Raw genomic sequence first — 12360 nt, 5'->3', positions numbered from 1 at the left:
CCACCCCCGCCCCCTCCCCCCGAAGGGGGAGGAGGGGGAGGGGGCGGGGGAAGAATCCGGCGGCGCGCAGCCGACCACTCGCCCCGCCGCCCCGCCCCCTCAGCGCCTCAGCGCATCAGCACGTCGGCACGTCGGCACGTCAGCGCTCCCTGCGCCGCCGCAGGGCCGCCGCGCCCGACAGGCCCAGGGCGAGCAGGGCCGCGACGCCCGCCACGGCGGAGGCGGCGGCGACCGGGATGCTGTCGCCGGCCACCGTGTCGGCCTCGACGGGCGCACCGGGGCCGCCCGCGGCCCGGGCGGCGGTGTCCGGCACGGTTCCCCGCGCGGCCCCCGGGCCGTAGCCGCCCGCCTCGCCCCGCTTGTCGTACGCGGAGCCGGGGAGCTTGTCGCCGTACGCCTTCTCGACGCGTTTCCGGTAGGCCGCGACGGTGGTTCCGCGGTCGCCCACGGCCTTGCGGGCCTCCGCGTCCAGGGGCTCGACGCGGTCGCCGCGCTGGACGTACCAGGCGTCGATCTGCGGCTCGTGGAAAACCGTCCCGGCCGCGTCCCGGGCGGCACCGGCCGCGGCGTAGCGGGTCTCGTCGTCGCCGCTGGCGATGTTGACGACCTTCCACCCGGCGCCCTGCCGCACCGTCCACACGGACGCCGTGCGGCCGTCGCCGGCGACGGCCTTGCTGGCGAGGAACTCCAGGCGGGCGACGGGGGCGTCGGCCTTGCCGCGGACGAAGTCCGGCGACAGGACGTAGACCGGGACGGTGGCGCCCTCGATGTGCGGGGCGGTGCCCGCGGACGCCGCGGCACGGGCGCCCCCGTGGGCCTTGTCGGCGGCGAAGAAGCGGGTGAGCTCCTCCACGGTCGCGGGGGCGGCGGCCACGTCACGGGCGGCGGCCACGCTCGCGCTGGCCGGGGCCGGCGGCGCGGGCACCTGGGCGGCCAGCGCGGTGTACGGGGCGAGGCCGGCGAGGGCGGCGGCGAGCGTCCCCGTGGCGGCGGCACGTACGGCGGTGCGCTTCGTCATGGCCTCAGGCTCCTATCCGGTAGAGGGAGTGCGTCCAGGAGAAGGAGCTGCCGTTCACGTAGTAGTCGAAGTCGCCCCAGTTGTACCGGTTGTTGGAGGCCCATGGGTCGCCCCAGTACACCCAGTTCCTGGCGGTGTCGTAGCCGTAGAGGACGTGCATGTGGCCGCCGCCCGAGGACCACTGGATGCGGGTTTCGATGGGGCGGTTGGCGTTGATCTCGTTCTGCACGGTGCCGTAGCGGAGATAGCCGGTCACATACGAGCCAGAATTGATGCCCATCCAGTCGAATGCGTTCTGCACATTTCCGAGTGTGGCCTGGTTGTTGGGGCAGTCGGTGCCTTGCCGACGGTTGAAGGCGGCGTTGCAGAACTGGTTCTGGCTGTAGTTCCGGCCGTACCAGGACGCGATGGTGTTGCCGGATCCGGCCCAGCACCAGTTGGTCTGCTCCTGGGCCTGCATGCTGATGTCGAGGCGGTTGGCGGCCTGCGGAGCGGCGCCGGCCGTCCCGGGGAGCGCGGTCAGCGCCACCGCGGTGAGCGCCGCGGCCGACAGCCATCTGCGGCGCGAGCGGCATACGAGCGGTGCACGGGTCATGGCGTTCCTCCCGAAGAGGGGGGTGAGGGGGAGAGGAGCGCATCCGGATGCTGCTGAGGAGCATCGGGTGTTGTCGCAGGCAGGTCAACGCGCTTCAATGCGAGGTGACATGGGGGTGTGGACGAACGGGCCCGGATGTGAACGGCCGGTGCCCGGCGTACTGCAGTGAAAAGGCAGGGAGCGCGCGCGCCGTGTGAACCGGTTGTGAACATTCACCCGCGCGCCGGAGGATCGAGGCAATGGCACAAAACACTCCCGACATCGCACAGGACACCCCCGAATCGGCCGAACTGGCACAGCTGCTGCGCACCGGTCCGTTCCATCTGGCTCTGCGCAGCGCGCTCACCGCACGTGGTCTCGCGCTCACCCGCGTCCAGCACAAGCTCGCCCAGCGCGGGATCAACATCGGGGTGACCAGCCTCAGTTACTGGCAGCAGGGCGCCCGCCGGCCGCAGCGCCCCGAGTCGCTGCGGGCGGTACGCGCCCTGGAGGAGGTCCTCGGGCTGCCCGCGCGGTCGCTGCACCGCCTCCTCGTGCCCGAGGGCGGCGCCCGCCCGGAGGCCGAGCGTCCGGCCGCCCGCGCGTACCGCTCGCTGGTGGCGCCCGCCGACTCCCTCCAGCAGCTGTTCGCCGAGCTGGAGACCCCGGCGGACGGCGGGCTGCACACCGTGGGGCACCACGAGCGGGTACGGATCGGGGCGCGCCGCGAGCTGAGCGAACGGGAGTCGCTCCAGGTGGTGCGCGCCCACCGGGACGGTGTCGACCGCTACATCGCCATCCACCGCGGCGACACGGGCTGCGATCCGGCCCGGGTGCGGGTGCGGGCCGCGGAGAACTGCCGGCTGGGGCGGGTGCGCGGGGACGCGAAGAGCGGGGTGGTGGTCGCCGAACTGCTCTTCGACATCCGGCTGCGGGCCGGTGACACCCATGTCTTCGGCTACGCCTTCGAGGACGGCAGCGGCGGCCCGAGCTCCGAGTACGTGCGCGGCTTCACCTTCGCCGGCGGCCAGTACGTCCTCCAGGTGCACTTCGACGAGGCGGCGCTGCCGGTGCGCTGCCACCGCTTCACCCAGGCATCGGCGGGCGCCCCGCGCGGCGGCCGGCAGGAACTGACGCTCAGCGGTCTGCACCACGCCGTCCATGTGGTGGAGCAGGGCGTACGGCCGGGGATCGTGGGGATCGCGTGGGACTGGAGGTGAGCCGGGCGGCGCGCCCCGTACGGCCGCTCAGCCGGCGATCAGCTTGCCGCCCTCGGCCTTGACCGGCACCTCCGGCAGCGGCTCGGCCGCCGGGCCCTGGATGACCTTGCCGGTGGTCACGTCGAAGCGGCTGCCGTGACAGGGGCAGCTGCCCTCCTTCTTCTGGACCTCGGACAGGATGCAGCCGGCATGGGTGCACTTGGCGCTGAAGCACTTGAACTCGCCCTTGGCGGGCTGCGAGACGACCAGCCGGTCCTCGCGGTACAGCTTGGCGCCGCCGACCGGCACATCGGCGGCGGCCCCCAGATCGACCGGCTTCGTGGGCACCGCCGGCGCGTTCGCGCCCGAGCCCCCCGACGAGCAGGCCGCCAGCCCGAAGCCGGCGGCACCGGCGAGCGCGGCCCCTCGCAGTACGGTTCGGCGGGCGGGGGACTGGCTCATGGCAGCTCCAGGAGGGCACGGGGCGGCAGTTGCCGTCAGCGGATTCCGGTTCCCGACGATACCGGCACGGATTCCCTCGCCTCCGTGGGGGCCTGGCACCCGCGGAGCAGCTCCGCTTCGCTCTCCTCCGGGCTGCGGCCCTTGGTCTCCGGCCGCAGCTTCCGACGAAGAGGAAGGCGAGCAGGGCCGTCCCGGCGAAGAAGAGGAAGCAGGAGACGTAAACGCTTACGCAAGCGTTTACGTCTCCTCTCGGACGGACGTACTGTGAGGGACGTCGGCCGGGCGGACGCGGCCTGGATGCCGTCCGCCCCGAGTCGGGGAGGAGAGCCGGATGACAACGATGGTGGATGTGGCACAGCGCGCGGGCGTCTCCGTCGCCACGGTCTCGCACGTGCTGAACGACACCCGGCGGGTGCGCCCCGGCACCCGGGCCGCGGTGCTGGCCGCCATCGACGAGCTCGGCTACACCCACAACACCCTCGCCCGCTCGCTGGTCACCTCCCGCACCCGCTCCATCGGCCTCGCGGTGTCCGCGATCAGCAACCCGTACTTCACCGAGATCCTCCAGGGCGTCGAGGCCGGCGCCCTGGAGGCCGGCTACAGCCTGCTGATCGCCGATCCGCACGACGATCCGCAGCACGAGCGCAAGGTCGTCCGGCTGCTGCACGAGCGGCGGGTGGACGGCATGATCGTCGCGCCGTCCGCGGAACCCGCCGAGATGGTCGACTACCTGGCCCGGCGCAAGGTGCCCACCGTGTTCCTGGACCGGCTGATCGGCGACGATCACGACCATGTCTGCGCCGAGAGCACCGGCCCGGTGCGCCAACTCGTCGAGCATCTCGCCGACTTGGGGCACACCCGGATCGGCCTGGTCGCCGGGCTGCCCGGCCTCAGCACCACGACCGAGCGGGTCCGGGGCTACCGCGAGGGGCTGCGCGCCCGCGGACTGCCGTTCGCGCCCGAGCTGCTGGCCGGCGGCAACTCCGAGGCGGCGGGCGCCCAGCACGCCACCCGCCGGCTGCTCGCCGCACCGGAACCCCCCACCGCGATCATCACCGCCAACAACGCGATGACGATCGGCGCCCTCCAGGCCCTGCGCGGCCTGGGCCTGGAGGTGCCCCGCGACATCGCCCTGGCCTGCTTCGACGACTTCTCCTGGGCGGACCTCTTCACGCCCCGGCTGACCGCGATCGCCCAGCCCAGCAAGGAACTCGGAGCCACGGCGGTCCGGCTGCTGCTGGCGCGCCTGGACGAACCGGACCGGCCGCCCCGTACCGTCCGCCTGCCCTGCGCTTTCGTGCACCGTACGTCGTGCGGCTGCCCCGAACCCGCTCCGCCCGCCACGCCCCCGGCCGGCTCCCCGGCCGCTCAGGAAAGGACCCGCACCTCGTGATCGTCGTCGCCGGCGAGGCGCTGATCGACCTCGTACCCAGCCCACAGGAGCCCTTCCCGCAAGACCAGTTGCCGGCGCTGCTGCCGCGGCGCGGCGGCGGTCCGTACAACACCGCGGTCGCGCTGGGGCGGCTGGGCTCGCCCACCGCGTTCTGCTCGCGGGTCTCGACCGACACGTTCGGGGAGTCGCTGCTGCACGGGCTGCGCGGCAGCGGGGTGGACACCTCGCTGGTGCAGCGCGGTCCGGAGCCGACCACGCTCGCCATGGCGGACATCAGCCCGGACGGCTCGGCCGGTTACGGCTTCTACGTGGACGGCACCGCCGACCGGCTCTTCACCCTGCCCCCGGCGCTGCCCGAAACGGTCCGCGCGCTCTCGCTGGGCACCTGCTCACTGGTGCTGGAGCCGGGCGCGAGCGCGTACGAGGCGCTGCTCCAACGGGAGGCGCGGCGCGGGGTGTTCACCGCGCTGGACCCCAATGTCCGGCCCGGTCTGATCCTCGATCCGGATGCCTACCGGGCCCGCTTCCGCTCCTGGCTGCCCCATCTCTCCCTGCTCAAGCTGTCCGAGGAGGATGCACTGTGGCTGGCGGGAGCGGGGCGGGGCGCGGATTGGGCCGCGGTCACGGCTGCCGCGCGGGGGTGGCTGGCCGCCGGACCCGCGGCGATCGTGATCACCCGGGGCGGTGCCGGGCTGACGGTGCTGACGCGGGGGCGCGGCGAGCTGACCGTGCCCGGTGAGCGGGTTGCCGTCGTCGACACGATCGGCGCGGGCGACACCGTCAACGCGGCGCTGCTGCACCGGCTGGCGACCCATGACGCGCTGGCGTACGGCCCGCTCGTCCACCTCCCCGCCGACGCCTGGGAGGACGTCCTCCGCTTCGCCGCCCGCGCCGCCGCCATCACCTGCTCACGGGCGGGGGCGGAGCCGCCGTTCGCCGCGGAGCTGGCGGCGTAGCGGCGGCCCGCGGGCCGGGATGGACCGGAACGCATGACGGGGGCGGAGCCCCGGGCCCGGCCCGGCTCCGCCCCCGTCACTGACGGTGCGTCAGGAGGCCCGGCGGGCCCGCGTCGTCGTCTTCTTGGCGGCGGTCTTCCCGGCGGCGGTCTTCTTCGCCGCCGGCTTCGCAGCGGTGGACTTGGCAGTGGCCGGCTTGGTCACGGTCTTCTTCGCCGTGGCGTCGGCGGCCACCGTCTTCTTCGCGGCGGACTTCCGGGCGGCAGGCTTCCTGGACGCCCCGGTCACCGGCGCCGCGTCGCTGACCCGGTCGCCGAGGATCTCCCGCAGGAACTTGCCGGTGTGGCTGGCCGGGATCGAGGCGATCTGCTCCGGGGTGCCCTCGGCGACGACCGTGCCGCCGCCGTTGCCGCCCTCGGGGCCCATGTCGATGACCCAGTCCGCGGTCTTGATCACATCGAGGTTGTGCTCGATGACGATGACCGTGTTGCCCTTGTCGACCAGCCCGGACAGCACCTTGATGAGCTTGCTGATGTCGTCGAAGTGCAGACCGGTGGTCGGCTCGTCGAGGACGTAGACCGTGCTGCCGGTGGAGCGCTTCTGGAGCTCGCTGGCCAGCTTGACGCGCTGCGCCTCACCGCCGGAGAGGGTCGGCGCGGACTGGCCGAGCCGGACGTATCCGAGGCCGACCTCATGGAGCGTCTTGAGATGCCGGGCGATGGTCGGCACCGCCTCGAAGAAGCTCAGCGCCTCCTCGATGGGCATGTCCAGCACCTCGGCGATGGACTTGCCCTTGTAGTGGACCTCCAGCGTCTCGCGGTTGTAGCGCGCGCCGTGGCAGACCTCGCACGGGACGTACACATCCGGCAGGAAGTTCATCTCGATCTTGATGGTGCCGTCGCCGGAGCAGTTCTCGCAGCGACCGCCCTTGACGTTGAAGGAGAAGCGCCCCGGCAGATAGCCGCGGACCTTGGCCTCCATCGTCTCCGCGAAGAGCTTGCGGATGTGGTCGAAGACGCCGGTGTAGGTCGCCGGGTTGGAGCGCGGGGTGCGGCCGATCGGCGACTGGTCGACATGGACGACCTTGTCGACGAGGTCGTCACCGGCGACCCGGGTGTGCCGGCCGGGCACCGACTTGGCGCCGTTGAGCTCGCGTGCGAGGTGGGTGTACAGGATGTCGTTGACCAGCGTCGACTTTCCGGAGCCGGAGACGCCGGTGACGGCGGAGAGCACCCCGAGCGGGAAGGAGACGTCGATGTCGCGGAGGTTGTTCTCCTTCGCGCCGTGGACCGTCAGCTGCCGGGCCGGGTCGGCGGGGCGGCGGATGTCGGGCGTCGCGATGGCCTTCTTGCCGGACAGATACTGACCGGTGATCGAGTCCTTGTTGGCCAGCAGCTGCTTCATCGGGCCGCTGTGGACGACCTTGCCGCCGTGCTCGCCGGCGCCCGGGCCGATGTCGACGACCCAGTCCGCGACCTTGATGGTGTCCTCGTCGTGCTCCACGACGATCAGGGTGTTGCCCATGTCGCGCAGCCGTACCAGGGTCTCGATCAGCCGGTGGTTGTCGCGCTGGTGGAGGCCGATCGACGGCTCGTCGAGGACGTAGAGCACACCCACCAGGCCGGAGCCGATCTGGGTGGCGAGGCGGATGCGCTGGGCCTCGCCGCCGGAGAGGGTGCCGGCCGCGCGGTTCAGCGAGAGGTAGTCGAGGCCGACGTCGACCAGGAACTTCAGCCGCTCGTTGACCTCCTTGAGGACCCGCTCGGCGATGGTCTTCTCGCGGGCGTTCAGCTTCATCGAGCGCAGGAAGTCGGCGCAGTCGCTGATCGACATGGCCGCGACCTCGGCGATCGACTTCTCCTGGACCGTGACGGCGAGCACGATCGGCTTGAGCCGCGTCCCCTCGCACGTCGGGCAGGGCACCTCGCGCATGTAGCCCTCGAAGCGCTCCCGGCTGCTGTCGCTCTCCGCTTCGCTGTGCCGCCGCTTGACGAACGGCACGGCGCCCTCGAAGGCGGTGGTGTACGCCCGCTCGCGGCCGTAGCGGTTGCGGTAGCGCACCTCGATCTGGGTCTTGTGGCCGTACAGCAGGGCCTTCTTGGCGCGCTGCGGCAGCCCGGCCCACGGGATGTCCGTACGGAATCCGAGGGCGTCGGCGAGCGCGCCGACCAGGCGGCCGAAGTAGTCCTTGGTGTGGCCGCCGGACCAGGGGTGGATGGCGCCCTCGTCCAGCGAGCGGTCCTCGTCGGGGATGATCAGCTCGGGGTCGACCTCCATGCGCGTACCGATGCCGGTGCAGTCCGGGCAGGCGCCGAAGGGCGAGTTGAAGGAGAAGGAGCGCGGCTCCAGCTCCTCGAAGGAGAGGTCGTCATAGGCGCAGTAGAGGTGCTCGGAGTACATCCGCTCGCGCTGCGGGTCGTCGGCGTCCAGGTCGACGAAGTCCAGGATGACCATGCCGCCGGAGAGCCCGAGGGCGGTCTCGACGGAGTCGGTGAGCCGGCGCTTGGCGCTCTCCTTGACCGTGAGGCGGTCGACGACCACCTCGATGGTGTGCTTCTCCTGCTTCTTCAGCTTCGGCGGCTCGGCGAGATGGATCGTCTCCCCGTCGACCCGGGCGCGGCTGTAGCCCTTCGTCTGGAGGTCGGAGAAGAGATCGACGAACTCGCCCTTGCGCTCGCGCACCAGCGGGGAGAGCACCTGGAACCGGCTGCCCTCGGGGAGCTCCAGGACCTTGTCCACGATGGCCTGCGGCGACTGCCGGGCGATCGGCCGCCCGCACTCGGGGCAGTGCGGCTTGCCGATACGGGCGAAGAGCAGCCGGAGGTAGTCGTAGACCTCGGTGATCGTGCCGACCGTCGAGCGCGGGTTGCGCGAGGTCGACTTCTGGTCGATCGAGACCGCGGGGGACAGGCCCTCGATGAAGTCCACATCGGGCTTGTCCATCTGCCCGAGGAACTGCCGGGCGTAGGAGGAGAGCGACTCGACATAGCGCCGCTGCCCCTCGGCGAAGATCGTGTCGAAGGCGAGCGAGGACTTGCCCGACCCGGAGAGCCCCGTGAAGACGATGAGGGAGTCGCGGGGGAGGTCGAGCGAGACGTTGCGGAGGTTGTGCTCGCGAGCGCCACGGACGATGAGACGGTCGGCCACGCCGGTCGGCACCTTTCTTGGAGAGGGGCGGGAGCCGCGGGGCTGCGTCCGCCGCACGGTGAATGAGCAGCGGCGGCGGAGCGGAGCGGGACCCCCGACCAAGGGTAGGGGGGCCGCCACGGCAGTGTCTTTGTGATGCCATAGACGAGCCTATAGCACGCGCATTCGATTTACGGGCCTCGCAAGCCCTCTTCACCCAAACGTGTGGCGGCCCTGCACCCTTCCCACCCCTCCGACCAGGCGTTACGCCGTCCGGCTCCCGGCGGACCCACCGGCGGCACCGTCCGGCAGTGCCCGCTCCAGCGCGTCGAAGGTGCGCCGGATCACCGCCTCCTGGTCAACGGCCACCGCGTCCGCGGAGTCACCCGCCAGCGCCCGGGCCGCGGCTTCCGTGTACGCCGCCCGGCACCCGGAGATGATCAGCGCCGCGGCCAGCCGGTGGTCGTACCCGGGCCGTTCGGCATCGTCCCCGGCGGCCTCGGCCAGCAGCCCGGCCAGCGTGGTCTCGATCTCCTCGACCGCCTCGCGCGCCCGCGCCCGGAGCGCCGGCGCGTCCAGCACCGTGCGCCAGAAGCGCTCGAACCCCTCCCCCACCGCGCCCAGTGGATGCCGCTGCGCCAGCAGGTCGAGCAGCAGCCGGCGCAGCGCGGCCAGCGGCGACTCCTCCGCGCCACGCCCGCGGACCGCGCGGACGATCAGCTCCGCGGCCTCCGGGATCCGGTCGAGGAAGAGGTCTTCCTTCCGCGGGAAGTAGTTGAAGACGGTCATCGTCGACACCTCGGCGGCGCGGGCGACCTCGGCCACGGTGACGTGGTCGAAGCCGCGCTCGATGAACAGCAGCGTCGCCTCCCCGGAGATCCGCTGCCGGGTGCGCAGCTTCTTGCGCTCGCGCAGCGTCAGCCGGCCGCCCTCCTCCCCGTGCGAGACCTCCTCCCCGTACCCGGCCTCCGGCCCGGCACCGGCCGCCGCGCCGTCCTCCCGCTCGTTCTCCGCCACAAAGCCTCCTACCTGCCCGGGAACCGTTCCCAGAAAATTGTAGCCGGACCAAACTTTTAGTCACTACACTCACGCTCATGACACATGACGCAGACGTAGTCGTCGCGGGGGGCGGCCCGGTGGGGCTGATGCTCGCCTGCGAACTGGCACTGGCAGATGTCCGGGTCACCGTCCTGGAGCGGCTGACCGAAGTGGACCCGACGATCAAGGCGGGGGCCATCAACTCCCCCAGCGCGGAAGCCTTCTACCGGCGCGGGCTGCTGCCCGCGCTCAGGGAGGTGCAGCACGCCGCCATGGAGCGGTTCAGCGCCTTCATGCGGCAGCGGCAGGCCGCCGGCGTCTCCGGGGTGAAACCGGCGCCCCGGTTCGCCGGGCACTTCGCGGGCATCATGCTGCGCGGCGACCTCCTGGACGAGTCCGACCCGGACTTCGGCACGCCCGGCCCCGCCGCCGAGGTCGGCCTCATCCCCCAGGACGCCCTGGAGCGCGTTCTCGGCGCCCGCGCCGCCGAGTTGGGCGTCACCCTGCGCCGCGGGGTGACGCTGACCGGCTTCGACGCCGAAGAGGACGGCGTCACCGTCCACACCTCGGAGGGGTCGCTGCGCACCGGCTGGCTGGTGGGCTGCGACGGCGGTCGCAGCACGGTGCGCCGGCTCGCCGGATTCCCGTTCCCCGGTACGGACCCCGAGATCACCGGCCATCAGGCCGTGGTGGAGATGACCGGCTCCGACGCTCTGGGCACCGGCTGGAACTGGACCGAGACCGGGACGTACGTCCACGGTCCGTCGGCCGGACGGATTCTCACCGTGGAGTTCGACGGACCGCCCAAGGACCGTGAAGCGCCCATCACCGCCGAGGAGTTGCAGACCTCGCTGCGCCATGTCTCCGGCGTCCGGGACGTGGTGATCACCAAGGTGCACACGGCCACCCGCTTCACCGACAACGCCCGCCAGGTGCCCGAATACCGGCGCGGCCGGGTGCTGCTGGCCGGCGACGCGGCGCATGTGCACTCGCCGTTCGGCGGCCAGGGGCTCAACCTCGGCATCGGCGACGCGATGAACCTCGGCTGGAAGCTGGCCGCCACGGTGCACGGCTGGGCGCCGGAGGAACTGCTCGACACCTACACCGCCGAGCGGCACCCCATAGGCGCCTGGGTGCTGGAGTGGACCCGGGCCCAAGTGGCGCTGATGCGCCCCGAATCCCACGCCCGGGCACTGCGCGAGGTGATCGCGGAACTGTCGCTGACCAGCACCGCCACCACCTTCTTCGCCAAGAAGATCTCCGGCGTCTGGCAGCGCTACGACCTGCCGGGCAGCCACCCGTTGACCGGCCGCACCGCCCCCGACCTGGAGCTGTCCGACGGCAGCCGGCTCGCGGACCATCTGCACGGCGGCCAGGGCCTGTTGCTCGATCTGGCCGGCGACCCCGACCTGCGCAAGCGCGCGACGGGCTACGGCCGCCGGGTGCGGGTCCTGACGGCCGACTGCCCGCAGCGGCCGGACCTGACCGGCCTGCTGGTGCGCCCGGACGGCTGCACCGCCTGGGCCGCCGGCGCCCCGGACGCGTACGAGGAGCTGGACGCGGCACTGCGGCGGTGGTTCGGGGCGCCCGACGGGGCGGTGGCCTGAGGGAGCGGTGGTCCGAGGGGAGTCGACACCGGCGTGGCCGGCGCCGGGCGCGGTGCCCCGGCGGGACGGGGCCCGGGGAAGCGGGCCGGCCGGCCGGGGCGCCGCACCCGCCGGGGCGGGGCGGCCCGCCCGCCCCTTCCGCGCCCCTGCGCACCACCCGTGCCACCGGCACCGCCCCGCATCCGCCCGGGGACCGCCGCCGGACGACTCCCGAACTCGCGGTCCTGGCGCTAGCGTCGGACCATGACCACCCCTGACTTCCCACGCGATGTGGCCGCCGTCCACGAGGCCACCGACCGGCTCCTCATCTCGCTGGGCAAGCTCGACGACGCCGCGATCGGCGAACCGTCCCTGCTGCCCGGCTGGACCCGCGGCCACGTCCTGGCCCATCTGGCGCGCAACGCGGATGCCCTCGTCAACCTCCTGACCTGGGCCCGTACGGACGTCCGCACCCCGATGTACGCCAGTGCGGCGGTGCGCGACGGCGATATCGAGCGGGGCGCCGACCGCCCGCTGGCGGCCCACCTGGAGGACCTTCGGGAGAGCGCGGCCGGCTTCGCGGCGGCGGCGCAGGCGCTTCCGGAGGACCGCCGGGCGTTCCTGGTCGAGATGCGCAACGGCGTGGTCGAGCGCGCCGACCGGCTGGCACTGCGCCGGCTGGCCGAGGTCGAGCTCCACCACGTCGACCTCGGCGTCGGCTACACCGTGGAGCAGCTGCCACCCGCTTTCCTGGACAGCGAGCTGGAGTTCCTGACCGCCGTCAAATTCGCCGGGCACCCGGACCTGCCCGCCCTGGAGCTGCGGACCGGCGACGGCCGCACATGGCGCACCGGGCACACCGGCACCGGTGGCGGCGACGAGGCCGCGCCCGTGGTGGTGACCGGCCCGGCCACCGCCCTGGTCGGCTGGCTGACGGGGCGTGCCGACGGTGCCGGACTGGACACCCAGGGCTCGCCGTTGCCCGTCATCCCGCCGCTCTAGAGTTGA

At 72.7% G+C, this 12360-nt stretch carries 10 protein-coding genes; 5 read left to right on the top strand and 5 right to left on the bottom strand.

Annotated features, from left to right (window positions below):
- Positions 1-139: 139 nt before the first annotated feature.
- Together IEZ17_RS37230 and IEZ17_RS37225 are read right to left on the bottom strand one after the other, a co-directional pair.
- On the bottom strand, positions 140-1018 hold the full coding sequence (locus IEZ17_RS37230) for a hypothetical protein (protein WP_189308060.1): 879 nt from the start codon (positions 1016-1018) through the stop codon (positions 140-142).
- 4 nt (positions 1019-1022) lie between these two features.
- Positions 1023-1613 (bottom strand): papain-like cysteine protease family protein, encoded by a 591-nt coding sequence (locus IEZ17_RS37225; protein ID WP_189308059.1) that lies wholly within the window; start codon positions 1611-1613, stop codon positions 1023-1025.
- A gap of 239 nt (positions 1614-1852) precedes the next feature.
- On the opposite strand from IEZ17_RS37225, the gene IEZ17_RS37220 reads away from it, so the two are divergent.
- Complete coding sequence (locus IEZ17_RS37220) at positions 1853-2812, top strand: hypothetical protein (RefSeq protein ID WP_189308058.1); 960 nt, start codon at positions 1853-1855, stop codon at positions 2810-2812.
- A gap of 27 nt (positions 2813-2839) precedes the next feature.
- Here IEZ17_RS37220 and IEZ17_RS37215 read toward each other — a convergent pair whose 3' ends face one another.
- Positions 2840-3253: a Rieske (2Fe-2S) protein gene (locus tag IEZ17_RS37215; protein ID WP_189308057.1), complete on the bottom strand. Its 414-nt coding sequence runs from the start codon at positions 3251-3253 to the stop codon at positions 2840-2842.
- A gap of 331 nt (positions 3254-3584) precedes the next feature.
- Here IEZ17_RS37215 and IEZ17_RS37210 point away from each other — a divergent pair, with 331 nt between their 5' ends.
- Positions 3585-4646: a LacI family DNA-binding transcriptional regulator gene (locus tag IEZ17_RS37210; protein WP_189308056.1), complete on the top strand. Its 1062-nt coding sequence runs from the start codon at positions 3585-3587 to the stop codon at positions 4644-4646.
- Complete coding sequence (locus IEZ17_RS37205; protein WP_189308055.1) at positions 4643-5602, top strand: carbohydrate kinase family protein; 960 nt, start codon at positions 4643-4645, stop codon at positions 5600-5602. Before IEZ17_RS37210 ends, IEZ17_RS37205 begins: the two co-directional genes overlap by 4 nt.
- A 90-nt stretch (positions 5603-5692) precedes the next feature.
- Here the strand turns inward: IEZ17_RS37205 and uvrA are convergent, their stop codons facing one another.
- Both uvrA and IEZ17_RS37195 read right to left on the bottom strand, forming a co-directional pair.
- The gene (uvrA, locus tag IEZ17_RS37200) at positions 5693-8749 is read right to left on the bottom strand and encodes an excinuclease ABC subunit UvrA (protein ID WP_189308054.1); all 3057 of its coding nucleotides are present in this window, start codon (positions 8747-8749) and stop codon (positions 5693-5695) included.
- 243 nt (positions 8750-8992) lie between these two features.
- On the bottom strand, positions 8993-9649 hold the full coding sequence (locus tag IEZ17_RS37195) for a TetR/AcrR family transcriptional regulator (protein ID WP_229853005.1): 657 nt from the start codon (positions 9647-9649) through the stop codon (positions 8993-8995).
- Between the two features lie 173 nt (positions 9650-9822).
- Here IEZ17_RS37195 and IEZ17_RS37190 point away from each other — a divergent pair, with 173 nt between their 5' ends.
- Positions 9823-11373 carry an FAD-dependent monooxygenase gene (locus IEZ17_RS37190; RefSeq protein WP_189308053.1) on the top strand — a complete coding sequence of 517 codons (1551 nt, stop codon included), beginning with the start codon at positions 9823-9825 and terminating at the stop codon, positions 11371-11373.
- A 243-nt stretch (positions 11374-11616) separates the two neighbouring features.
- Complete coding sequence (locus tag IEZ17_RS37185; protein WP_189308052.1) at positions 11617-12354, top strand: maleylpyruvate isomerase family mycothiol-dependent enzyme; 738 nt, start codon at positions 11617-11619, stop codon at positions 12352-12354.
- Positions 12355-12360: the final 6 nt, after the last annotated feature.

The sequence above is a fragment of the Streptomyces albospinus genome (assembly GCF_014648695.1).
GTDB classification, from domain to species: domain Bacteria; phylum Actinomycetota; class Actinomycetes; order Streptomycetales; family Streptomycetaceae; genus Streptomyces; species Streptomyces albospinus.
This window is presented reverse-complemented; position numbering and strand designations above follow the sequence as displayed.

Bases quoted from the DNA above. Each gene is read 5' to 3' on its own strand.
- IEZ17_RS37230 (WP_189308060.1), bottom strand. From the start codon at position 1,018: ATGACGAAGCGCACCGCCGTACGTGCCGCCGCCACGGGGACGCTCGCC.
- IEZ17_RS37225 (WP_189308059.1), bottom strand. From the start codon at position 1,613: ATGACCCGTGCACCGCTCGTATGCCGCTCGCGCCGCAGATGGCTGTCG.
- IEZ17_RS37220 (WP_189308058.1), top strand. From the start codon at position 1,853: ATGGCACAAAACACTCCCGACATCGCACAGGACACCCCCGAATCGGCC.
- IEZ17_RS37215 (WP_189308057.1), bottom strand. From the start codon at position 3,253: ATGAGCCAGTCCCCCGCCCGCCGAACCGTACTGCGAGGGGCCGCGCTC.
- IEZ17_RS37210 (WP_189308056.1), top strand. From the start codon at position 3,585: ATGACAACGATGGTGGATGTGGCACAGCGCGCGGGCGTCTCCGTCGCC.
- IEZ17_RS37190 (WP_189308053.1), top strand. From the start codon at position 9,823: ATGACACATGACGCAGACGTAGTCGTCGCGGGGGGCGGCCCGGTGGGG.
- IEZ17_RS37185 (WP_189308052.1), top strand. From the start codon at position 11,617: ATGACCACCCCTGACTTCCCACGCGATGTGGCCGCCGTCCACGAGGCC.